Genomic DNA, 22341 nt, shown 5'->3' on the forward strand with positions numbered 1-22341 from the left:
AATTGTATATTTGTAAACATTACCAGGAGCCCCGGGGAGATGGTCTCGACAACAACCCAACAGCTGCTGTCAGTCGAGCCCGAAGAACTCCTTGGCGTTCTCCCAGAGGATTTTGCGCTGGGTCTCCTCGGAGAAGTCGAGTTCTGCGAACTGTTCGAGCCAGGGCTCGGGTTCGAGCATCGGGTAGTCGGTGCCGAACATGACCTTGTCTTCGAGCAAGCTCTTGGCGTACTGGAGGACTTGGTCGTCGATGTACCTGGGCATCCACCCAGAGAGGTCCATGTAGACGTTGCCTTTCTGCTGGCAGATGGCGAGCTGTTCTTTCTCCCAGGGGTAGGCAGGGTGTGCAATCAGAATCTGGAGATCGGGATGGCGAGCCGCAACGTCGTCTATCAGCATGGGGTTCCCGTATTTCACCTGGAGCCCACGTCCGCCGGGGGAGCACGCTCCGAGTGTTGAGTTCCCGCCGTGGAAGACGACCGGAACCCCGAGGTCCTCGATTGTGTCGAACAGTTGCTCGTACTCGGGCTGGGAGGGGTCAAAGCCCTGGGCGATCTGCTGGAACTTGAACCCCGAGAGGTCGAGATCCTCGACACACCGAATCGCCTCCTCGACGCAGTCGTCTTTCAGCGGGTCGACCGACCCGAAGCCGATGAAAAACTCCGGATGCTCGTCGCGAACCTCGGCGACGTAGTCGTTCGGAACGGGTGGGTTTCCGGTGTTCGTCTCGGCATCCCAGCCGAGCAACACCGCCTTTCCGACGCCCGCGTCGTGGTACTCCGCTATCATCTCCTCGTAGCTCCAGGTCTCCATCTCTGAGCCGAACCGGTCGGCGGCATCCTGCATCATCTGCCCGCCGGCGTCGTGCAGGAATTCGCTCGTTGGCTGATGAGCGTGCGTATCTATCGCCTGTCGTTCGTCCAGAACGTCGAGTCCGTCGACACTCATACAATGACGCACGTACGCACGGGATAATAGCGTTTCTCCCTGCAGAGTGACTGCCTGCACGGAGATACCAGCTGAACCCACCGAAAGACTGGGATTAAGCCAGCGTCACTTCTCAAAGCTTAGCGGGTCAGCCGATCGATATACGACACCTATGTTAATTGCTAGCACGACTTTCAGAACTATTATCCGTGATACTATCGTTATCTCTGGTATGTACTGGGGCAGTTCCCCCGACGCCTGTGCAGCAGTCAGACCGAGTTCGACTGACCGAAGTACCGACGCCGGATGCACAGTACCAATTCTTCTTCAATTTATTCCCTTTAATATCCGATAACGCTCTGCGGTCGCCGTTGTCGGCGCGCAGTTCGGCACAGTCGAGGGGTGAGGTTGGCCCCGAACCCTCGGCTCGTCGGTCTGTCTCACATCGCACCGGCACTCAACTACCGAATACGAATACAACAACCACACATGATACACGCAAACTCTGGAATCTACGAACAGGACAAGCACGACCGGTTACGCATACTCGACGCGGATGGCACCGTCCACCCGGACGCGACGGTTCCGGACCTCTCCGAGGAAGAACTGCTCGCGATGTACGAGGCGCTGGTACTGGCACGGCGATTCGACCAGCGAGCAATCAGTCTCCAGCGCCAGGGCCGGATTGCCACATACGCCCCGATGACCGGCCAAGAGGGTTCGCAGGTTGCCACGAGCTACGCGCTTGACGAGCAGGACTGGCTGTTCCCGACCTACCGCGACCACGCCGCAAAGCACGTCCACGGGGTGGACCTGTCTTCACTGCTGGGCCCACTTCGGGGGCATCGTAAGGGATACGCCGTTCCCGACGACGTAAACGTGATACCTGAGTACATTCCCATCGCGACGCAGATTCCACAGGCGATGGGGATGGCCTGGGGATTCAAGCTCCAAGACCAGACGGACCGTGCCGTCCTCTGTCACTTCGGCGACGGCGCGACCAGCGAGGGCGACTTCCACGAGGGACTGAACTTCGCCGGTGTCTTCGACGTGCCCGTGGTGTTCGTCTGTAACAACAACCAGTGGGCGATCTCGACGCCCCGGGAACGCCAGACTGCGAGTGATACCCTCGCCGGCAAAGCCGATGCCTACGGCGTCGAGAGCATCCGGGTCGACGGACTTGACCCGCTGGCAGTGTACCAGGCCACCCGCGCCGCAGTCCGCAAGGCCAAAGAGCCCGGTCCGGGCGAGGGGCGGCCAACGCTCATCGAGTCCATCCAGTACCGCTTTGGCGCACACACGACCTCGGACGACCCCAGCGTCTACCGCTCGGAGGAGGAACCCGAATACTACCGCGACCGCGACCCAGTCGACAGGCTCCGGAGCTTCCTCGAAAACGAGGGAATCCTCACCGACGAGCGACAGGAGTCCATCGAGTCACGCGTCGACGGGCGCATCGAGAACGCAATTGAGGAGGCGGAATCGCTCGAATCCGACCCCGACGACATCTTCGAGCACGTCTACGGCGAGACGCCAGACCGGCTCCAAGCACAGCGTGACGAACTCCGCGAGCTGCGCGAGAAGTACGGTGACGAGGCCTTCTCGGAGGTGTTAGAATGAGTTCCTACGCTGAGACGCTCGCCGAAAACGTCGAAGAGCAGTCCGAGGCCGACCAATCGGCCCCCGAGACACAGGAAAAACCCGAGGAACCCCCCGGTGGTGTCGACGAACTCACTCTCGTCGAGGCCATCTGTGACGGCCTCCACACCGAGATGAGCCAGGACGAGCGCGTGATGATGCTGGGTCAGGACATCGGCCGCAACGGCGGTGTCTTCCGCGCGACGGACGCGCTCCACGAGGAGTTTGGCGACGACCGAGTCGTCGATACGCCGCTGGCGGAGTCGGGCATCATCGGCTCGTCTATCGGTCTCTCGCTGTCCGGAATGCGCCCGGTGGGCGAGATTCAGTTCATGGGCTTTCTCTACCCCGGCTTCGACCAGCTCGTCAGCCACGCCTCCCGGATGCGGAGCCGCACGCACGGCCAGCTCAACCTCCCGATGGTAATCCGGATGCCCTACGGCGGTGGCATCCGCGCGCCCGAACACCACTCCGAGTCCAAGGAAGCGTTTTTCGTCCACGAACCAGGACTGAAGGTCGTCACGCCGTCGACGCCCTACGACGCGAAGGGCCTGCTCACGGCTGCTATCCGGGATCCCGACCCGGTCATGTTCCTCGAACCGAAGCTCATCTACCGGGCGTTCCGCGAGGAGGTGCCCGAACGCTCCTACGAAATCGACCTTGGCGAGGCCGCTGTCCGCCGCGAAGGGTCGGATATCTCTGTGTTCTCCTGGGGTGCGATGACCCGGCCGGCGCTTATCGCCGCCGAGGAACTCGCCGAGGAGGGTATCGACTGCGAGGTTGTCGATCTCCGCTCGCTGTCGCCGCTCGATTTCGACACCATCATCGACTCCTTCGAGAAGACCGGCCGTGGCGCAATCGTCCACGAGGCACCCAAGACCGGCGGCCTCGGCGCGGAAATTGCTGCCACCATTCAGGAGGAGGCACTGATGTACCAGGAGGCACCAATTCAGCGCATCGCGGGCTACGACGCCCACATTCCGCTGCACGCCCTGGAGGATTACTACCTGCCCCAGGCCGTCCGGATTCAGGACGGGATTCGGGAAGCGATGGAGTTCTAAGCGCTGGAGCGCCCTGTTTTGATATTGATATCGTCCGAAAAACCGTGGATTCTGCGTTACTTTTGATACCTCGCTTATGTAACTCCTGCACTGTCGCTCGCTGTATTAGTACTGATTGTGGACACTTGTGCCGAACCGAGGGGGTTATCGACGTACTTGAGATCGTTGCCATCGAGATATACAATTTCGAGGTCACCGTCGTCATCCCAATCAACCGGGGCGATTGGCGCTTTAGTCACATCCCCTGAGACAATTTCGGTTGCTGTTCCGTCACTCGCGACCAGCACGAGATTATTATTGCCATCTACCACTGGGATGCGTGCCTCCCCGTCATTATTGAAGTCCGCTGGACGACCAATGCCAGGGGCATTATTTTCGCCGATATCTCTACCCGTAATGGTAATTTCGGTCGGACTCCCGTTCTCGCTTTTCAAGTAACTAAGCTTATCATTGTCATTCTCGAAAACCAGCTCTTCGTCCCCGTCGCCCGTAATATCGGCCACCCCAAGTACCGCACGTACGCCGTCACCGTTGCTGTCATCTAAAACTAACTCAGGATTATCAGTTGCCCGACCCTTGTCTTGTCGGTAGATGCTCTCTCTGTTCGAGTCAGCGAAATAAACAGAAGTCGGATTCCCGTCCCAGTCACCGACGGCAAGCAGGGATTTCTGTGTAGGTAGCCCTACTCCATCCATGAGCAGCTCATCGTTACCACCCTCATTGATGAGCCGGATTTCGTCGTTGTCGCCGTTTATGTACGGAATCTTGCCGAGGTTGTCGCTGTCCAACCCAGTGGTGAATGGGCCGATTATGTCGGCATTTCCGCCGAGTTCAGTAGTTGTGCTACTATTTGCAAGTTGAACTTTCCCGCTTCCACCTTTCTTTACAAAGACAGCTTTACCTGCTAGACCAAGTTGCTGGTTTCCCTGCTGATAGTTCTTGACAGTGATCTCGATACTGTCGCCGCCGCCGCCGGTCCAGCCGTAGACGTCGACGGTGCCGTTTGCCTGGGGTTGGAAGGTCACTGGCACTTCGCCGTTCGAGTCGGTCGTCCCGTTGCTACGGTTGAGCGTGCCGACACTGGAGTTGCTGACGGCGAAGTCGACCGGCGCGTTCTGTGCGGTCGTGTTCAGCGTGAGATCGAGCTGCTGGGCCTCCGTGTAATTGAGCGTACAGCTCTTGTTATCGCACTCGGTTTCGAAGTTATCATTTGGGTCCGGGTCGAGCCACTCCACATCGAACGCCGACGTACCGTTTCCGCCGCCAACACTCTCTGGCGGGTCGTTCACCTGCACGGTCATCGTGACGTTCTCTTTCGTACCGGCGGCGTGACTCCCATCAGGCGAGGGCTGGTATCCCGCCTCGATGGTGAAGTTGATTGCATTATTGCCGGTATTTCTTGCCTCATACTCGACTGTCACCTGGCCCTCGCTGTCGGTCTGTTTGGTCACGGTCTTGCTATCCGGGCCGGTGAAATTGCCGTTTTCAGCGGAGCCATTGACCGTGACACCGCCTATCGGTTTGTTGAACTCGTCCCGGACTTCGAGCGTCAGCGTCTGTGTCTCGCCAGTTTGTATCTCTGCTCCGTCTCCCTCGATGTCGGTCAGGTAGGCTTCCCTGGTCTGTTCGACATTCGTCCCGAAACCGACCTTCGCCATCCGGAGCGAGTATGTGCCGGGCTTGAGTGTCACTTCGAGCAGCGAGAAGTCCTCGACGCCCGGCAGTGCCGTCTCGCTGATGTTTTTGACGTTGCCACCGCTGGCGTTCATCTCTTCGTCGAAGACGGCCTCCCACTCGCTTTCGTTCATTCGGGTTGGGAGTTTGAGTGTAATCGGCGAGCTCTGATTGAATATCTCGACGCGCCGGGTTTCTGTACTCACCGGCTCGAAATCGAGTGCAGTGTCGCCGATACGGCTCTGGCTGAACGTGCCGTTCAGTGTGACGAGGGTGATGCGGTTGCCGTCGACTATCGACTGGTCGGTTATCGGTAGCGTCGTATTCTCGCCGAAATCGTTGTAGAGGACACTGTGCTCGTAGGCCGTCCGCGGTGCGCTCGCGAAGATGTTGTACCCTGGCCGGTACTCAATTGCGCCGGTGTTGTACGCTGCAGTGTCGTTCCAGAAGTCGCCGATCTCTCCGCTCGCGGTCGCGTTCTCGATGGTCAGATTCACCGCCTCGTCTGTCGTCCCACTGGTCCGTAATGTCCCACTGACTGGACCAGGGTTGACGAAAACCGCTCTGGACGGATACCGCAAGCCGAGGCCGACCGAGACCGACCGCGTCGTTGTCTCGCCCGGCATCGAGATGATGGCGCTACGCATATCGGTGAGTTCGCTCTGGAGCTGTTGGTTGTGGTTGAACTCGATTTCCTCGTTCTGGTTGGGGACCACGAACCCCTGATAGAGCGCCAGAAAGACCACGATAAGACCAAAGATAAGGACAGCGCCAATCTGGATTGCCTGCCCCCTGTCGTCCCTCAGAAAGCGCATTGGGAGTGGGTTGTGTGCTGGCGGATAAAAAGCTGTCTGCCGGCCCTGTCACCTGACATCGTACGCTCGCTCGTGTAACAGTGTGTTCGTCGAGGTGTCAAACACCTGGACCGTAACTTCATCCGGAAGTGAGGGGAACGAATACTCCCAGGTGCTCCCGGGTTCGAAGCGGTCTGCGGTCCCGCTGACGTTCGAGTCGGCGAGTGTCAGGTCTTCATCGGCCTCCCGCACGACGACACGCACGTCCGAAGGGTCGAGTGTATCCCCGCCCATGTGACGGAGCGTCAAGTTCGTCCCTGTCAGGTTACTATCGACAGCGACCTGCGCGTCCCGCTCGGTATCGGCGTACCAGTCCGCGATGAGAACTGCACCGCCTCCGACAAGCAGTGTCAGCACAACCGCCAACAGTAATACGACCCCGATTGTCTCGGACTGGCCGCGCTGTCTGTTCGAGCGTGGGCCCATCGTATATGAGTCGTCGCCAAGACCTGAAATGACTTCTGTCACATCTTAGCTTGGTAGGAGTCTCAGGCGGCAACGGACTGTCTATCGACACATACGATGACCGGCACAATTAGGAAAAAGCAGCCACGAAGACGGCCTTACTCCTCGTCTTCCTCGACGACCTCGGGGTCGCGCATCGCCGTCTGGAGGCTGTCGAGGCCCTTGACCCACTCGGCGACGAGCCCGAACTCGAGTTCTTCGGCCATGCTCATGTCCATCTCTTCGCCGTCGATGATGAGCGTCCCGGCCTGGACGCAGTAGCCAAGCGCGGCGTCGAGGTCCTCGTTGGCTTCTTCCTCGGCGGCGGCCTCTATGTACTCTTCGGCTGTGCCCTCCTCGGCTGGGCCGCCGACGACGTACTCGTGGGCGGCGTGGAAGACACACATCAGGGAGGTCTGGACCCCCTCGATGAGTAGCTCTTTGTCCTCGTTCTCGAAGGTGACTTCCGAGAGGACGATCTCCTGAATCTCTTCGAGTTTTCCGAGTGTCGTCTCCTCGTCAAGGACCTCCTCGTCGAAATCGGTGAGAATCTTGGCGACAGCAATCGCCGTGTCGTCTTGGAGATTCAAGAGGAGGCGCGCAGAGTCCTCTTCGTCGGGGTCGATTTCTTCTTCGCGTAAGCGGTCGATCCAATTCTGCCAGCGGTCTTTGGTGTAGTATTCCCCCGGCTCGTTGCTCATACCCAACCGTACGTGTCTCCGGGGATAGTACTTTCGACAGCAACTTTCTGACATGTGACGGCCTCACAGGCCGGTATATCGTCAGTTCCGGACTCGGAGCTCCTGGGTCACCATGACGGAGTTCGTGGTTGTGTGGACGAGGTCAACGTCTATCTTGTCGCCATCATTTAGCCCACACTCGGTACTTGCTATCCGGAACTCGAAGGACTCGCCAGCCTCGAACGTGTTTTTATTCTCGACATGGAGCACGCCAACCTCCCACGTCGACCCGGACGTGCCCTTGCTGATGATGCTATCGTCTCCGGCCGCAAGATTCTCGTCGGCGAACCCGTCGAACCCGAACCTGCTGGCTTCCGACGGCAGGTTAAGAATTCGCGCTCGTTCGCCACATGCGTCGGTCGCATCTACGACGACCTCCATGTTCTCGACTGCTACGAGATCACCGGCGACGTGAGTGATACCGATAAGGCTCTTACCGAACTCAATGAAACAGCGGAATCTGCCGGGAAATTGGTTTGTCGGCCAGTGCAAGATACAATGCGCGAGTCTGGCACGCGCCAGGTTATTAAACTGTGAGTTCTTTATCAAGTATGATAGAATTTGATTGCGTATGCACAACAGAGATACTAACCTTATCAGCGGCATCTAAATTACAACCGCCCTTAGCAATCCGCAATTGGAATGAGTTACCAGCACTGAATGTATTCTCTATCGTTGTCGGGTCATTTGCTGTGTCCATCAGGAGTCTAGCGTCCCACTTTTCTTGATTAAATTGTGGCAGAAACCCTTCGGCAAGTAAATTCTCGTTTCCCTCGAAGTTGCTTTCGTCAAGCTGATTACCAGGATAATACTGACCAGAGAACGATGCGGGTAGGTTCACTACTCGTGTTCGCTTCCCACAAGCGTCGCTTGCATCCACAATAACTTCCATATTCTCTACTTCCACCTGATCGCCAGCAACATGTGTGACCGTTATAATTCCACCACTACTACCATTAACAGGCTCTAATTCGGCAGTTGATTGACCTACAACAGGGCCAGGTTCTTGGACGTTTTCGCCAAACCCGAGTACAAAGACCGAAATCGTAGCTGCAATAATAACTACGGTTGCGACCAGCAGAATCGTCGATATCACCGGCGAAACCGCGCGTCTCGACTCGCCGGATGAGCACATACTCTGCTGTTAGCACACACATACCAATAACGGTGTTGTTCGCCTCACTGGCACGTCAGTTCGTCTCGATACCGTACACCCGCGCTGGCGTTTCGACGTGGGCGGTGTACACCGCGTCCTCGTAGCCTGCTTCGAGCAGCCAGTTGACGCGGCGCGGGACCGTCTTCGGTCCGAGCACCGCACCTGGCCGGTCGGGGTCGTCGAGGAAATCGGTCTCCATCATGAACGGCTCGTCGCCCGCTGCGGCGTCCTCAACCGCGTCTTTGTTCGAGATGACACTCGGTATCGGCCCGTCGACCGGCCCACCGGAATAATGCTTGACGACCCGCTCGCGCGTGAGGCCAGCATCCTCGGCCCACTCGGCGACCTCGGTGAAGTCGTCGCCACCCTCAGTATGAAGCTGGACAGCACAGCCCGTCTCGCCGGCGAGTTCGAACGCGTGGCGCATGACCTCGTTCGAGGCCTCCCAGACCGCGTCGTCGACCTCGTAGTGTGGCCGGCCGGACTTGAGCGCGATGGCCGGCCCGTCGGCGACGAACTCGGCGGCGATGTCGAGGCCGCGTTGCATGATGTCTCTGGCCTCTGTGGGGCTGTGGCCGTCTTCGACGAGCCGGGAGATGAGCCCTGGATGGACGCCCAGCACCGGCCAGGCGTCGCCGGGCAGCTTCCTCGCCGCCTCGTCGGTCACCTCACAGGTCAGCTCGAATGTCTCCCGGAACCCCTCTGGGGTCCCGACGGCCTCCTCGTCGACGAGCGACCAGGAGGGTTTGTTGAGCACGAGCAGGTGGGTGCCGCCGGCGGCGGCGAACTCCTCGGCGGCCGCCGCGCCGCGGCCGTTGACCGGGTCCAGATGGAGGTGGTCGTCCAGAATAGGAACGTCCTCGCTCATACTCGACGATCGGGCGGCCGGCCGCAAAAGAGGTTCGTCTCTGTTCAGTATCCGAGCTGTTCGCGGACGAGCACGACCGTCGTCCGGTCCTCTTCGAGTTCCTGGCGGAAGATAAGCTGTTTAGCGATGGCCGACTCGACGCCGTAGGCCTCCTGTGCACGCTCGTTTTCCAGGGGGTAGGCGACCGATTCGAGGCGGTCGAGCGCGTCCGAGAGCGTCGGGACAATCTTGTTGACGCCGGTGACGATGACGACGTTCTCGGCGGCGAAGGGGTAGGCACCGATGCGACTGCCCGAGCGGTCGGCCGCAACGAGTTCGCCCGTCTGTGCGATGGCGTTGATACCGCCAAGGAAGTACTCTGCTGTCTGTGCCTCGCGGCGGGCGGCCTGGCGTTTCTCGTCGTCGTCGATGCTCCAGATTTCGGCCGGGAGACTCTCCCACTCGTGGTCGCCGCTGTCGAGATAGTCGGCGAATCCAATCTCTTCCAGCGTCGTCGAGTGGCCGTTCATCACCGACGCGCCCGCGGGAATCTGTGACTGTACCGCGTCGAGTGCCTCCTCCGACGAGTCGACGACGACGACCTCGAACCCGTTGTCTTCGAGGTTGGCGACTGCCTCGTCAACTGCGTCCTCGTCAGGGATCTCGTCCAGTCCCGTCTCGATATCGGTCTCTGCGTAGTCAGATTTTCGCTGAGCCATCTCGACTGTCGCTAGCGGTGGCTACATCTTAACTGCTCGCGGACATCCGTGTCAGGTGGTTACGCGGGTGTTACCGCCTTCTCGGCGTGTGGCTGGCTACTGGTAGCCGTCGACGAGCTGTTCGACGTATTTGGCGACGACGTCGACTTCGAGATGAACCGGGTCGCCGGCCGACTTCTCCGAGAGCGTCGTGAGTTCGTAGGTCTCGGGAATGATAGCGACGTCGACCGTCTCGCCGTCGAAGGCCGCGACCGTGAGACTGATGCCGTCGATGGCAATCGACCCCTTCTCGACGACGTACTGCGTGAGGTCCTCGGGCAGCGAGAACGAGAAACGCCAGTCGTCGCCGAGGCGCTCGACGGATTCGACCGTGCCGGTGCCGTCGACGTGCCCCTGGACGAAGTGGCCGTCGAAGCGGCCATCTGCCGGGAGCGCGCGTTCGAGATTCACTTCGTCGCCCGGTTCGAGACCGCCCAGATATGTCCGTTCGATTGTCTCGGTCGCGAGAAAGACCTCGAACCAGCCCGAGCCGTAGTCCTCGACGGTCAGACAGGCACCGCTGACGCTGATACTCTGTCCACGAGAGAAGCCTTCGAAGGAGGTTCCGAGACGAACGCGGAGCCCGTCCTCGTCTTCTTCGACCGCCTGCACGGTACCGGTTTCCTCGACGATGCCGGTGAACATACTGGTGGTTGGGGTCGGGGCCGCGAAAGGCTGTTGGTCGACACTGCCACCTGTGGCGCTCACTCCCGGGAGTTGCGACGCCGGACCGAGAGTAGGGCGGCCGCGACGAGGGCGAGCAGGCCCACGACGATACCGAACCCGGCACCGTCGCCATCGGTGTCCTCTGCCGTTTCGGTGGATTCGTCGGCCTCACTCACGGTCTCGGACTGTTCATCTTCGGCCATACTCGACTGACTGTCACTGCCTGGCCGAGATCGTATTCGGAACCCAACGGAGCTAACATCTTGTATCAGTAGCCAGTATATTTCGGACCGAAAACCGATTGGTGCCGACTTTTCCAACACCGCGACACTTAACAGTAAGCTACGAAAAGGGCAGAATGTGCCGGACAAGGAACGCCTGTCTCCGCGCCTGTGGATGGTTCTCCCGAAGCCAGTACGCGAGTTGCCGGCAGATCTCGCGGCCGTCCTCACAGTCGTCGCCGCGACGTGTGTGACGGTTCTCGTTCCGGTTCTTAACGAGACGCCGCTTCGCGTGGTCTTCGGGCTCGCTTTCATTCTTTTCGTACCGGGATACGCCTTCGTCGCCGCGCTGTTTCCCGAGGCCGGAGCACCGCCTGAAGAGGGTTTTTCCGAGGAAAAAACTGGAACGGCGAACGCCTCTGGAATGGAATCGAGTGATGACGCGCAGACGACAGCGCGATTCAGAGACCGCGGTATCGATGGTATCGAACGCGTCGCGCTCTCCTTTGGACTGAGTATCGCTATTGTCCCGCTGCTCGGCCTGGTGCTCAACTTCACGCCGTGGGGGATTCGGCTGGTGCCGATCTTGTTAACCGTGGCTGGATTCACCGTCGTCGCGACGGGGCTGGCGGCGCTTCGGCGGCGGTCGCTCCCCGCCGATGAGCGGTTCCGGGTACCGTATCGCCACTGGATAGACGAGGGGCGCGAGGAGCTGTTCAACCCGGAGACGCGCCTCGATGGCGCACTCAACGTGGTGCTGGTCGCCAGCATTCTCCTGGCCGTCGGCGCTGTCGGGTACGCCGTCGTCGTCCCGCCCGCGGGCGAACAGTTCACCGAGTTCTACCTGCTGACGGAGGACGAGAACGAGGAGTTGGTGGCTGCCGACTACCCGACCGAGTTCACAGTCGGTGAGCCACAGCCCGTCGTGGTGGGTATCGGAAACCACGAGCACGAGGAGCTCAGCTACACAGTCGTCGTGCAGTTACAGACCGTCGAGAGAGAGGGTAACGAGACGACTGTCATTGAGCGGACCGAAATCGACCGGTTCTCCTCGCCGCTCGTTGCTGACAACGGGACGTGGCAGACAACTCGGGACATTACGCCGACGCGGGCGGGCGAGCGGTTGCGCGTCAAGTACCTCCTCTATCAGGGGGGCCCACCGGCTGCACCCACCGCGGAGAACGCCTACCGGGATGCCCACCTCTGGATTAACGTGACGCAGGACTAGGCATTCCTCGGTCCGACCGAGTTCACCTTTGGCTTCCTGTTGTGCCGTCTTGGCGCCGCTCCGGTTCCTGTCCATGGCTGCCTGGCCCGCAGTCGAGAATATGTCGACGGCACCCGTGAACCTGCGTATGCATGGATTGCCACAGAGGGTGTTTGACCTCCTCCTCCGCGTGAACAGAGCGGGACGAAGTCCCGCAAGCAGTCGGGCGTAGCCCGACGACGCGGAGGAATCCCACCACGGGATTTCAGGCCGAGCGAAGCGGCCTGTTGGTTTCAAGACGCATACGTTCCACACGTCTCCTGCTGGGTTTCAGCATCGGTGTGGCTGTCTTGTGGCCCGGTCAAAGAGGTCGTTCGAAAATCGAAGATTTTCGTGATCACGAGAGAGCGATGCTCTCTCGGACGACCCCATCCGTAGCCGAGTTCTTGGAAATCAGAGATTTCCAATGGTCGAAAAATCTTCGATTTTTCTCGACATCGTCACCGGCCTTCTGCCGGGCAGCCCGGTCGCTTTGGTGGTGACTCTCTCCACTACGGTAGCGGTCTGCAATGTTTATCGCCCCGTTCACATCGGCTTGATACTCACCGACCCAACAGCCGTCGTTCGAGCATTTGAACGTCGCCTGTCGTGGTCGGGAGCCGTGTTCACCGCAGGCGTGGCATGCCTTCGACGTGTTCCGGGGATTCACCGTCTCGACGGGAATCCCCTTCTCGGCGGCTTTGTAGCGAATCTGTGCGTGGAGCTTGGCAAAGCCCCAGCCGTGCAACCGCCGGTTCATGTACCCGCCGTAGTCCATGGTCTCGCGGATGTACGTCAGGTCTTCCAGCACCAACACTGGATTCTCGACAGACTCGGCGTAGTCCACGACCTCGCGGGTTACACGGTGGAACACATCGTCAATCTGGTCCCACAGTGCGTCACCGTAAGACTCTGCGATTCGCTCACTGCCGCGCTTCTGAAGGCGTCTTGTGGCGGTGAAGTAGGTTTTACGGAGGCGACGAACGGCTTTGCCGTCGTCGGCCCACAGGCGAGGGCGAACCGGAGAACCGCTCTTGTCGCGGTGACACACCGTGACGAGACTTGCTTCTCCAATGTCCACGCCTATCGGCGTCCTGTCGAGTGCAGCGAGACAGGGCTCGCCAGACTCGTCTGGCGGCGTCCGCTCGTCGGCGGACACCTCAGAACAGTCCTCCACGTCGCGGGTGGCGGTGACGTGGAGGTACCACGCCCCGTCCCGCTGGAATAGCCGACTCTCGCCCATTTCGGCGTCACCCGCGTTCAATGCTTCCAGCCAGTCCCGTTGGTCGGGATTCGGTTGTGCTGGCAGCCAGAGATGGTAGTCTTCGTGGTGAGGGATTTTGACGTACCACTCGATTGCGTTCTCGGGCTTGTGGTCGAGGCGTAGTCCCTCGTTGGTGAACCGAACGGGGTGGTCGTCGTGAAGTTCGCCCGCGTTGTAAGTCGTCGTCAACTGCGGGACGTATTTCTTGAGCGCGTTCTTCGCGTACCCGCTCAGGTCGTAGTTGACCACCACGTCGTTCGCTTCGGTCTGCGTAGTACATCGGGCGTCGAAGGCGTCTTGGAGGGCTTTCTGGTACGCTTCTCGTGTCTCGTGGAGTTTCTTCCGCTTGTGAGCGTTCGGGTCCACAAGTTTGAGTTCGAGCGTCTTCGTGAGTTCGGTCACGAATCCCCCTCCTTGTGTTGCTGGATATAATTCGCGACCGTCTCGCTCGAAACGTGTCCAGCGGTCCCTGCGTAGTACCCTCTCGCCCATCCGATTTTTTCGCCGTCGTGGTCGGCGTATCGGTGGTTGTATTTGCGCGAGGAGATGCCCTTGAACCAGTTGGCGAGCAACGCCGGTTCGTTCTTGGGCGGGCTACTGACGAACAGGTGAACGTGGTCGGGCTGTACGGTGAGGTCGAGTATTTCGACGCCTTTGTCATCGGCTATTTCGTGGAGGATGGACCGCACACGGCTGGCGACCTCGTTGACGAGCACCGACTGGCGGTACTTCGGCAACCACACTATGTGGTATTTGAGGTTGTAGGTCGCGTGCCGTGTGGTCTTCATCCGTGTTGCACACTATAGTCTGTCGGCATCTTAATACTACCGATAGGACGGTGGGAAATCCAGCCGTAGCGTCGTCGGTGAGGGTGTAGGCTATTGTCCGCTTGACCCCCGCCTAAAGACGGGGGTATGCGCTTGCATCTTTATTGAGAAGGCGTCTCGGCGGGCCCTAGAGTACGTCCAACGTTTCGAGAAGCCGGTCGTTGTGCTTGAAGACCTTGCGGACATCCGGGAAGATCTCGATTACGGCGAGTGGATGAATCGACGTCTCCATGCGTGGGCGTTCGCTCGCTTGCAAGACCGCATTGAGGACAAAGCACGAGAGGCTGGTATCCCGGTTGAATACGTGGAACCGTCCTACACGAGCCAGACGTGTCACGAGTGCAAACACGTCGGCTACCGGAACGGCGACGAGTTCCGCTGTCAGAACGACGAGTGCTGGGTCACGGAGTACCATGCAGATATTAACGCGGCGGTCAACATCGTGGACCGCCACGACCCGTGGGGTGAGAGCCTGCCAGTGAAACCGGCAGGCGATGACATCTCACGGGATGGGAGCGCCTGTGACAGCGCCACGACCCACCGGGAACAGAGCTCACCACAGCAGATGACGCTCTCGGCCTACCAATCCCCCGGGTCGGAACCTACTGCCAGCATTGAGTAACTGCTTAGCTGGTATTCCCCTGCCGGGAAGCCGCGTCGTGAACGGCGCGGAGGATGTCACCCGCTGTCCGTGACCAACTGCCCCTCACTCGAACAACGCGAGAATACCAGCGGGTGCGAACAGGTGGAGATCCGATCGTTCGTCGGCAATCACTTCAAGATCCGATGTGAACCCAGTCTTCGAGAACAGCGCGTACCGAACCGTCCGGTCCGTGCCATGCCACTGAACCTCCGGTGTGCGTTTTTCAATATCAGAGAGGAGCGATTTCCCGACCGGTTCGCTTGTCCACTTACATTCGCCGAGGACGATGGTTTCGGTCTGTTCGTCGATGCCGACAACGTCGATTTCCTCGCCATTGTACCACCACCGCCCAACCCGGGAGCAGCTGACCGGAAACGACGGAGTTCGGACCGCTTGCCGACAAACATCCTCGAATAGCCAATTTACGTGTGTCGGAAACGTTTCCGCAATCGTGTCACGGACTGGAGCGGTATGGCCCTGTTCAAGCGGTGAGCGATTCGGCCCGACATATCGAAACCAGAACCGGAGAAACTGATCTCCAAGCCGGTACACGCTTCGGCCATCAGGATCGGTCACCGGCGTTTCCTGTTCAAGCAGTCCAAGCTGTCGGAGATTCTGCAAATATCGAGAGAGGGAACTTGCATCCCGGTTGATCTCGTTTGCGATTTCGGTAACGCGACTCGCCCCACTGGCAACCGCTTCGAGAATTCCCATGTATGTGGCTGGCTCTCGCAGTTCCTGTCGCAAGAGAAATTCGGGCTCCTCGTACAGGAACGATCCTTTCGAGAGAACCTGTTCCTCGATATTGTCCAGCACAGTTGTGTTGGGATCGAGCTGTTCGAGATACGCTGGTACTCCGCCGACGACGCTGTACGCCTGAATCAACTCTACTGGTGTGTATGGGGAGAGGAATCCAGCAGCGTCACCGATCGTGAGTGGTTCGAGTCGCCACTGCCCGGTCCGGCGACCATACAACGGACTTTCGTAGCTCAAGACGCCGTCTTCCATCATCGAAATCGATGAGCCCAAGAGGACGAGCGAAATTTGCGTGTCATCGAGGATGTCGTCGACGATTCGCTGGAATACGGACGGTATCGTGTCGTCCTCGTCGACGAGATACGAGAACTCGTCCAGCGCGATGACAAACGATCCATCGACACGTCCCGCAACATACCGAAATGCCTCCTCGAATGTGTCGACAGCGGGCTGAACGTCATCTAGAGTCTCTGCACACTGGTTTGCAAACTCCCGTGCATTGTGTGCCGTCCCACGCTGATCGCAGAGATAGTATACCGATTGACTGTCGAGGTGATCGAGGACGTGGGTAACGAGTGTTGTCTTGCCGATCCGGCGGCGGCCATAGACGACGAGGAGGCCCCTCTCTTCGGTTTCGAGGTGAGAGCGCAGCCAGTCCCGTTCGTCGTCGCGATCAATCATTATGCATACGATAATATTATCGTGTACATAAAAAAGTAACTCCTTGCTCGCTACTGAGTCTCTGCAGGATGTATCGGATCTCGACGCTAACTACACTGATAGAGAAACAAGCGCATACCCCCGTCTCCCCGTGAGCGGCGAGTGTTGCGACGCACTGTCGGAACACTTGTCACTTACGGGAAGGGCGGGATTCTCTCGCTGAATCACCGAGGGACCCGGCTCAAACAACCAGTGGTGACAGCGATGAGGGGTACAGTGATGGGTAGTCTGTTTGATAGTGAATACAAAAATAAACGGTGAACAGTATATTCCGTAGAATCACCACATGGCGACTAGTGAGGGGTAACAGTTTCCGACTGAAAATAAGGAAGAACAAGACGAATCAGATTTGACGTGATTAGATTCTCAGGACGGAGCCAGGAGTTTGAATACCAACACCCTCGATCGTTGGCTCGTCACTAGGACTCTGGAGTTTAAGACTGCTTCCCTGAAAGTCCGCAACCACCTGCTTTCTATACTGAAAGTCAGAAGTCTCTCGGTACGAGGATCACTGAGTCAGCCGTATTCATATCTATCGACGGATCTCACTATAGAGAATATACGATTACTGTAGGCATCCAGTATAGCAGATAACTCTCAACTTCGGGTCCGGGGACTGGCGTGCTGTTTCCTATCCCCTGCCTCCGAGAGTTGCTGACAGACAACTCGCACCGCCGACCGCTTCTGGGCCTGCGGAGCCTACACATCTGTTGAATTGCTGTATCTCTGTAGGAAGGTCGTCCGAGACTCTCTAACCGTCTGAATTAAGTAATGGGGGATTCTCACGGAGTTTTCACTTAGTTATCATTGGATAACTCATCAGTCCTCGGTTGAGAGCAACTGATGGCGAATGAAATCATGTTTTTTACCATTGTATTTTTATAATTTCATATTTTTATCGGGCATTGGATGGTTCTAACTCAGGGTGTGTCGACTGGTCAGTTTACACTACGGTGAATGGTAGGTTATTCTTCTTCTTTCAGTCGGTGATGGGTACCACTCAGCAACTTCTGTCATGCAGTTTTGGCCCGGCGTACCGTTCACCAACATACCGCCGGCTTCGGTACCCCTCAGTCACCCCCTCAGAACGATTCGTAATTCGAAAAAACACTATTCCAACCAATATTACTATATTATAGTAAATTTTATGTTAGACCAGTAGTGACTTTCCGATGTTATAGTTGAGTGTATTATCTCACAACCATATTTTGTGTATTATAGTATCATATAGTAGAATTGGGCGCAAAAATTATTATATCTAGAATGTCGAGGTGTACCTGAATAGATAGAAAATACAGTTGATACACTTCATGAACGTGATTGATAATCAAGAACGTCGCCAGTGTGGGTTCGTAAGTGGTGAGACTCCAGATAATACGTCTACACCGTCTCCCAATGCTTCGACAACTACAGTCACGTGACGACGCTGTAACCGATGGTGTTGTCCGGGAACAACAATGGGTCCGGATTATCTTCCCAGGGGTGACGGACGCACAGGTTCAGTTTGAGACACCCAAGGGCGGATTGTTGTCCAGGGCAGTGACAGAGGTTCTCGACGAGACGCCGTTGAGGATGGTCGAACAACTCACATACCCTGGGTGGGACCAACATGAGTACCTCTTTTCGAGTCGTCCCCGCCGGAACATCGGGTTTGGGAAGGATGCCCTCTCGACTGACGACACAGCAGACTGCTTCGAAACACTTCGGGATGCCGGGGTCGAGCACACGATAGCGATGCTGGCAGCCGAGCTTGACGCACGGTTGACCGACCGAATCGGTTGTGATGTGGTCGAAGTAGATCTGACACCGGTTGGGACGATTCCGACACGAACATGCCGGCTGGTGGGAACCACGACAAACGAGATCGCGTTCGACCAGTCGGGAACAGAAAGCGCGTTTGCAACGCACATCCATTCGCTTACCAAACAACAGACCCCTCATCTCGCCCGCACACGGGTTGCCAAGACGACGGCAGACACCTACCTGGTCGAACAGCAACTGGCACGGTTCGAGCGCGCACAGCAGGTCTTGTACGGCGACGATGTGGCGGCACTTCTCGAGCCGGTAGACGGCGACCTCGGGAGCGTGTATGAACCGGATGCGCTCACTTCGAATTATCGGCGGCTTGGTGAGATGGACTGGCAGGCGCGGACCCTCGGCGAGGGGCTGTGTAGAAGTCACGGGGCAATGGTCGCTCACAACGATATTGGTCCCGGAACCGACGTGGAGACAACCATGCGTGCCGTTACTGTTGACGAGTACGCCCGCCTCTGTGGACGTGATCACGATTTCGAGCGGCTTCGAGCTGTATACGAACAGCTTGGTGTGACGCCGACAGTGCAGTTGGCTCGCGAGTCGCTGACAAGTGTGCTCGGTCTCGTTCCGAACTATGGGGGTGGGCGGTGGTTGTCCGGCGATCCGGTTGCCCGGGCTCGCCCACAGCTCACCTTGGTCACGACTGTCAGTGATGCCAGCGGGACCGACCGGGAGGCGCTTGGACGCGGTCTCTCGACGAAGTTCGGCACGTCTATTTCAGCCGAAATCGAGGCTGTTGACGTGTGGCCCAGGCCATCGTCTGACCTACTGCAGGCAGCGATTCGTGGCCTTCGTGAGTACGGGGATACCGTGACAATAGATGGAGCTCCGTCGGAGGCGGCGTTCGTCCGAACCACGCCTGATGGATTGTCAGAGCCAGTCCTCGTTGGAACAGCAGACACGCTGGTCGCTGGCGACCTTATCGTGGCCGCCGAACGTGGCGGTGGTAACCAAGGAGTGACAGTCGTGACGGCGACAGAGGCGGATGCACAACAGATATTTGATATCTATCGGACGCCGTTCCAGACAGCGGGCGACACACATCTCGCACTGTATCCGTGTTCGACACAGTTCTGGACGTTCGGTAACGAGGTAGCGCTCCGTTCCGCCGGTGAAACGGTCGACTGGTGGCTCACTCCAGACGGCACCCTCACAGCCACGCTTGACGGCACTGAACTCACGACTGGTCCGATGACGGACCCTCCGGCCGATCCAGGCACGCCGTTGTTGCGCGTTATGAAAGAGCCGCCACACTACTCGGTATTTCACCCGGAACGAGGACTGTTGGCGACCGCCCCTTCGGTCGACCGGCTTGCAGCGGACCTCTCACAGCATCCAATTCCGTTGCCAGTCGTCCCGTCGCAACTGTCGTATCTCAATTGCGTGACCGTGTTCGTCGTCAACAATGGACGACTCACTCGCGTGACGCCAGACGCACCAGTGGCAACCGGCGACAAGACGTGGTTGACAGCCGCACTGGAATGGTTCCTCAATACGTTCACGTATCAGGCCCCTGGCGCACAACTATCGGCAGACACAGTCACGCCGCAGTTCCGTCAGTATATCGCTCCACAGACAACAGGGCGATTTCCATCGACAGCAGATGTTGATTGGTCCATTAAGACACTGACCGACTATGAGGATGGTGACAAACTCCCACAACGGCCTGAAGGGCGTCTACCGGTGCTGTTCGACCGGGACTGGCGCTACCCACACGTGCCGGGACAGGAGACATTGCCACAGTGTCTCAAGTCGGACTCGACGGCAAATCAGCTCGCACTGCGGCTCGCACAAGCAATCTATACCTAGTGACTTCCTCACCCGCCGTGAACGGCGGGGCTTCCTACAAGGTCGGTAGCTGATTCTGGGGTTTCGGAACCATACGCCGAAAGGGTCGTCTGTCGGGATTTCCGACTCGCCTCTCGGTGTTCCGTGGTGCAGTCACAAGCACTCCCGCCCCGTGGCAAGTCATCGTCTGCCGGTTTCCAAGACAGACTCTCTCCCCACGGGTCTAAGCGGCTGGCTATGTTCGCCGCCGCGTTCAGGTCGGCCTGATACTCCGTCACCCAACACTCGTCGTTCGTGCATCGAAACTCCGCCTGCGAGCCACGAGAGCCGATGTGGCCGCACGCATGGCACGTTTGCGACGTATGGTGCGAGTGGACGTATTTGACCGGGATACCAGCGTCTCGCGCTTTGTTCTCGATACGGCCCTGCAATCGGGCGAAGGCCCACGCATGGAGTCGCCGGTTCATCCATTTGCCGTAGTCCAGCGACTCACGGATGTAGGTCAAGTCCTCAAGGACTATCACGGCGTCCTTGAAGCCACGGGCGTACTCGACGGCCCGCCGAGACGTCTTCTCGACAATATCAGTGAGCGCGTTCTGGTAGTGGTCGAATCGCTCGTCTATTCGCCACTCGGCGGCGTCTCGCTCTTGCAGTCGCTTGAGCGTCGTGTGTATCTCTTTCCGAAGGTGGCGAGCGCGGCCCCCGTCTACGAAGAGCGGGTCTGTCGGTCCATCCTGCTCGAAGGCACAGCCCGCGAGCAACATGGATTCGCCAATATCGAAGCCGACCGGCGTTGGGTCGTCCGGTGTCTCCGGCACCGGTATCTCGTACTCGACGGTAACGTGTAGCCGCCACGATGTGCGGTGCTGGTGTAGCCGAAACTCGCCTACCGCTACGTCGCCGTCGAGAAGGTCTGTCCACAGGTCACGCTGTTCGGGATTGATACGCAACGGTATCCAGAACGACGTGCCACGCCCGGCCTGCGGGACTTTCCAGCAAAACTCGTGTATTCGCTCTGGTGAGTGGTCGAGCGCCCACCCTCGGTTGGTGAACCGTATCGGGTGGTCGTCGTCTAGCTCTGAAGCGTTGTACGTGCCCCGAAGTTTCGGCACATAGTTCTTAAGCGCGTCTTTCGCGTAGGACGTGAGGTTGTACGGCGTGACCACATCGTTGACCGCCGTTTGCGTATCACAACCGCTCTCAAAGGCATCTTCGAGGGCGCGGCGATACGTCGCCACCGTCCGGTGAAGCCGTCGCTCTTTGTGCGCCGTAGGTGGCGCGAGCGTGGCTTCGAGCGTCTTGGTGGCGGTCCCCGTCATTGGACAACAGGTACTTATGCCGTAACACAGAAAAAGCCCATGAATGGTGGTGTTCAGATAAGGATTGAAGAATGAGGCGGGTCGGTTTTTCAGTGTCCATGCCGAAAATCGCCCGCCTCAACGGTAGTATCGACCAGATCGACTTAGAGTTTGTTGAACGCGAAGCGACACCGCGGTTTTTGATGAAGCTCAGTATTCAGCTGCATCTTGCTGGCCTATCGCTCTCGAATACTGTTTCAATACTTGAGATATTCGGTGTCGAACGTGCTCGTTCTACTGTTCACAACTGGGTTCACAAAGCGGATCTACAGCCCGAAGATGGGCAGAGTCCGGATCACGTTGCGGTCGACGAAACCGTGATCCGACTCAATGACGAGCAATACTGGCTGTACGCTGCCGTCGATCCGAAAGCGAACAAATTACTTCACACAAAGCTTGAACCGACGAGAACGAGCGTTATCTCTCGCGCGTTCTTTGCCGAACTTCGTGAGAAACACGACGTTGACGACGCGGTGTTTCTCATTGATGGCGCACCACAACTGAAAGATGCCTGCTCTCGGCACGGCCTCGATTTCAGATACGAACGCCATGGAAATCGGAATAGTGTCGAGCGTGTCTTTCGAGAGGTAAAGCGCCGAACCTCTTCGTTTTCAAACTGTTTCAGCAACGCCAACGCAGACACAGCTGACGACTGGCTCAGATCATTCAGCTTCGCATGGAATCAGCTTATCTGAACACTACCGGACAGACAGGTAGCCGACGAGCGTGTGAGCGCACAGCTACTCGAACGCGATTCCTTCCCGCCGTGAACGGCGGGATTCCCTCGCTACAGCAAAGATGAAACCATGTACGTACCACAGCACGATGTACAGCAGCAAACCACGCACAGTAGCGGCGGTCACGCATCGAGATCAGCCCGCTTGAAACGCTGGGATTCAGTCCCTGAAGAGAGGCTTGCATACGGAAGAGATGGTGAA

At 58.2% G+C, this 22341-nt stretch carries 18 protein-coding genes and 2 pseudogenes; 6 read left to right on the plus strand and 14 right to left on the minus strand.

Features of this window, described 5'->3' with window-relative positions:
- Window positions 1-69 precede the first annotated feature (69 nt).
- Window positions 70-948 carry an amidohydrolase family protein gene (locus OSC37_RS10905; protein WP_267161502.1) on the minus strand — a complete coding sequence of 293 codons (879 nt, stop codon included), beginning with the start codon at window positions 946-948 and terminating at the stop codon, window positions 70-72.
- A gap of 468 nt (window positions 949-1416) precedes the next feature.
- On the opposite strand from OSC37_RS10905, the gene pdhA reads away from it, so the two are divergent.
- Together pdhA and OSC37_RS10915 are read left to right on the plus strand one after the other, a co-directional pair.
- Window positions 1417-2547, plus strand: a complete 1131-nt coding sequence (pdhA, locus tag OSC37_RS10910) for a pyruvate dehydrogenase (acetyl-transferring) E1 component subunit alpha (protein WP_267161503.1) — start codon at window positions 1417-1419, stop codon at window positions 2545-2547.
- Window positions 2544-3626: an alpha-ketoacid dehydrogenase subunit beta gene (locus tag OSC37_RS10915; protein ID WP_267161504.1), complete on the plus strand. Its 1083-nt coding sequence runs from the start codon at window positions 2544-2546 to the stop codon at window positions 3624-3626. The genes pdhA and OSC37_RS10915 overlap by 4 nt, the downstream gene beginning before the upstream one ends.
- Before the next feature lie 74 nt (window positions 3627-3700).
- On the opposite strand, the gene OSC37_RS10920 is transcribed toward OSC37_RS10915, so the two are convergent.
- From OSC37_RS10920 to OSC37_RS10960, 9 genes are all read right to left on the minus strand, one after another.
- Window positions 3701-6115, minus strand: coding sequence for an Ig-like domain-containing protein (locus OSC37_RS10920; RefSeq protein ID WP_267161505.1), 2415 nt, complete (start codon window positions 6113-6115; stop codon window positions 3701-3703).
- A 48-nt stretch (window positions 6116-6163) separates the two neighbouring features.
- Complete coding sequence (locus OSC37_RS10925) at window positions 6164-6580, minus strand: type IV pilin domain-containing protein (protein ID WP_267161506.1); 417 nt, start codon at window positions 6578-6580, stop codon at window positions 6164-6166.
- Window positions 6581-6717: 137 nt separating this feature from the next.
- The gene (locus OSC37_RS10930; RefSeq protein WP_267161507.1) at window positions 6718-7299 is read right to left on the minus strand and encodes a DUF2150 family protein; all 582 of its coding nucleotides are present in this window, start codon (window positions 7297-7299) and stop codon (window positions 6718-6720) included.
- A gap of 81 nt (window positions 7300-7380) precedes the next feature.
- Window positions 7381-7719 (minus strand): hypothetical protein, encoded by a 339-nt coding sequence (locus tag OSC37_RS10935; protein ID WP_267161508.1) that lies wholly within the window; start codon window positions 7717-7719, stop codon window positions 7381-7383.
- 145 nt (window positions 7720-7864) lie between these two features.
- On the minus strand, window positions 7865-8434 hold the full coding sequence (locus tag OSC37_RS10940) for a type IV pilin N-terminal domain-containing protein (RefSeq protein WP_267161509.1): 570 nt from the start codon (window positions 8432-8434) through the stop codon (window positions 7865-7867).
- Between the two features lie 94 nt (window positions 8435-8528).
- Complete coding sequence (locus OSC37_RS10945; protein ID WP_267161510.1) at window positions 8529-9362, minus strand: TatD family hydrolase; 834 nt, start codon at window positions 9360-9362, stop codon at window positions 8529-8531.
- A gap of 44 nt (window positions 9363-9406) precedes the next feature.
- Complete coding sequence (locus OSC37_RS10950) at window positions 9407-10060, minus strand: lactate utilization protein (RefSeq protein WP_267161511.1); 654 nt, start codon at window positions 10058-10060, stop codon at window positions 9407-9409.
- A gap of 96 nt (window positions 10061-10156) precedes the next feature.
- Entirely contained in the window at window positions 10157-10744 is a 588-nt protein-coding gene (locus OSC37_RS10955; protein WP_267161512.1) for a riboflavin synthase, read from the minus strand.
- A gap of 59 nt (window positions 10745-10803) precedes the next feature.
- Complete coding sequence (locus OSC37_RS10960; protein WP_267161513.1) at window positions 10804-10968, minus strand: PGF-CTERM sorting domain-containing protein; 165 nt, start codon at window positions 10966-10968, stop codon at window positions 10804-10806.
- A gap of 193 nt (window positions 10969-11161) precedes the next feature.
- Between OSC37_RS10960 and OSC37_RS10965 the strand changes: the two genes are divergently transcribed.
- Window positions 11162-12214, plus strand: coding sequence for a DUF1616 domain-containing protein (locus OSC37_RS10965; RefSeq protein WP_267164182.1), 1053 nt, complete (start codon window positions 11162-11164; stop codon window positions 12212-12214).
- A gap of 272 nt (window positions 12215-12486) precedes the next feature.
- On the opposite strand, the pseudogene OSC37_RS10970 reads toward OSC37_RS10965, so the two are convergent.
- Both OSC37_RS10970 and tnpA read right to left on the minus strand, forming a co-directional pair.
- Window positions 12487-13898 (minus strand): annotated as a pseudogene (locus tag OSC37_RS10970) (RNA-guided endonuclease InsQ/TnpB family protein).
- The gene (tnpA, locus tag OSC37_RS10975; RefSeq protein WP_267161515.1) at window positions 13895-14284 is read right to left on the minus strand and encodes an IS200/IS605 family transposase; all 390 of its coding nucleotides are present in this window, start codon (window positions 14282-14284) and stop codon (window positions 13895-13897) included. Before tnpA ends, OSC37_RS10970 begins: the two are co-directional and overlap by 4 nt.
- Before the next feature lie 142 nt (window positions 14285-14426).
- Between tnpA and OSC37_RS10980 the strand changes: the two are divergent.
- Window positions 14427-14945 (plus strand): annotated as a pseudogene (locus OSC37_RS10980) (IS200/IS605 family accessory protein TnpB-related protein); the annotation flags it as partial.
- 84 nt (window positions 14946-15029) lie between these two features.
- Here OSC37_RS10980 and OSC37_RS10985 read toward each other — a convergent pair.
- Complete coding sequence (locus tag OSC37_RS10985; RefSeq protein WP_267161516.1) at window positions 15030-16403, minus strand: ATP-binding protein; 1374 nt, start codon at window positions 16401-16403, stop codon at window positions 15030-15032.
- A gap of 1434 nt (window positions 16404-17837) precedes the next feature.
- Between OSC37_RS10985 and OSC37_RS10990 the strand changes: the two genes are divergently transcribed.
- Entirely contained in the window at window positions 17838-20066 is a 2229-nt protein-coding gene (locus tag OSC37_RS10990) for a hypothetical protein (protein ID WP_267161517.1), read from the plus strand.
- 8 nt (window positions 20067-20074) lie between these two features.
- On the opposite strand, the gene OSC37_RS10995 is transcribed toward OSC37_RS10990, so the two are convergent.
- Window positions 20075-21364 (minus strand): RNA-guided endonuclease TnpB family protein, encoded by a 1290-nt coding sequence (locus tag OSC37_RS10995; RefSeq protein ID WP_267161518.1) that lies wholly within the window; start codon window positions 21362-21364, stop codon window positions 20075-20077.
- A gap of 98 nt (window positions 21365-21462) precedes the next feature.
- On the opposite strand from OSC37_RS10995, the gene OSC37_RS11000 reads away from it, so the two are divergent.
- Complete coding sequence (locus OSC37_RS11000) at window positions 21463-22098, plus strand: IS6 family transposase (RefSeq protein WP_267161519.1); 636 nt, start codon at window positions 21463-21465, stop codon at window positions 22096-22098.
- Window positions 22099-22341 lie beyond the last annotated feature (243 nt).

The sequence above is a fragment of the Halovenus salina genome, assembly GCF_026410925.1.
Classification (GTDB): domain Archaea; phylum Halobacteriota; class Halobacteria; order Halobacteriales; family Haloarculaceae; genus Halovenus; species Halovenus salina.

Excerpts from the sequence above, each read along its gene's own strand:
- OSC37_RS10965 (WP_267164182.1), top strand. The coding sequence starts at position 11,162 with ATGGTTCTCCCGAAGCCAGTACGCGAGTTGCCGGCAGATCTCGCGGCC.
- OSC37_RS10960 (WP_267161513.1), bottom strand. The coding sequence starts at position 10,968 with ATGGCCGAAGATGAACAGTCCGAGACCGTGAGTGAGGCCGACGAATCC.
- OSC37_RS10990 (WP_267161517.1), top strand. The coding sequence starts at position 17,838 with ATGCTTCGACAACTACAGTCACGTGACGACGCTGTAACCGATGGTGTT.
- OSC37_RS10905 (WP_267161502.1), bottom strand. The coding sequence starts at position 948 with ATGAGTGTCGACGGACTCGACGTTCTGGACGAACGACAGGCGATAGAT.
- OSC37_RS10935 (WP_267161508.1), bottom strand. The coding sequence starts at position 7,719 with ATGGAGGTCGTCGTAGATGCGACCGACGCATGTGGCGAACGAGCGCGA.
- OSC37_RS10950 (WP_267161511.1), bottom strand. The coding sequence starts at position 10,060 with ATGGCTCAGCGAAAATCTGACTACGCAGAGACCGATATCGAGACGGGA.
- OSC37_RS10915 (WP_267161504.1), top strand. The coding sequence starts at position 2,544 with ATGAGTTCCTACGCTGAGACGCTCGCCGAAAACGTCGAAGAGCAGTCC.
- OSC37_RS10995 (WP_267161518.1), bottom strand. The coding sequence starts at position 21,364 with ATGACGGGGACCGCCACCAAGACGCTCGAAGCCACGCTCGCGCCACCT.
- pdhA (WP_267161503.1), top strand. The coding sequence starts at position 1,417 with ATGATACACGCAAACTCTGGAATCTACGAACAGGACAAGCACGACCGG.
- OSC37_RS10925 (WP_267161506.1), bottom strand. The coding sequence starts at position 6,580 with ATGGGCCCACGCTCGAACAGACAGCGCGGCCAGTCCGAGACAATCGGG.
- OSC37_RS10985 (WP_267161516.1), bottom strand. The coding sequence starts at position 16,403 with ATGATTGATCGCGACGACGAACGGGACTGGCTGCGCTCTCACCTCGAA.
- OSC37_RS11000 (WP_267161519.1), top strand. The coding sequence starts at position 21,463 with ATGCCGAAAATCGCCCGCCTCAACGGTAGTATCGACCAGATCGACTTA.
- OSC37_RS10920 (WP_267161505.1), bottom strand. The coding sequence starts at position 6,115 with ATGCGCTTTCTGAGGGACGACAGGGGGCAGGCAATCCAGATTGGCGCT.
- tnpA (WP_267161515.1), bottom strand. The coding sequence starts at position 14,284 with ATGAAGACCACACGGCACGCGACCTACAACCTCAAATACCACATAGTG.
- OSC37_RS10930 (WP_267161507.1), bottom strand. The coding sequence starts at position 7,299 with ATGAGCAACGAGCCGGGGGAATACTACACCAAAGACCGCTGGCAGAAT.
- OSC37_RS10945 (WP_267161510.1), bottom strand. The coding sequence starts at position 9,362 with ATGAGCGAGGACGTTCCTATTCTGGACGACCACCTCCATCTGGACCCG.
- OSC37_RS10955 (WP_267161512.1), bottom strand. The coding sequence starts at position 10,744 with ATGTTCACCGGCATCGTCGAGGAAACCGGTACCGTGCAGGCGGTCGAA.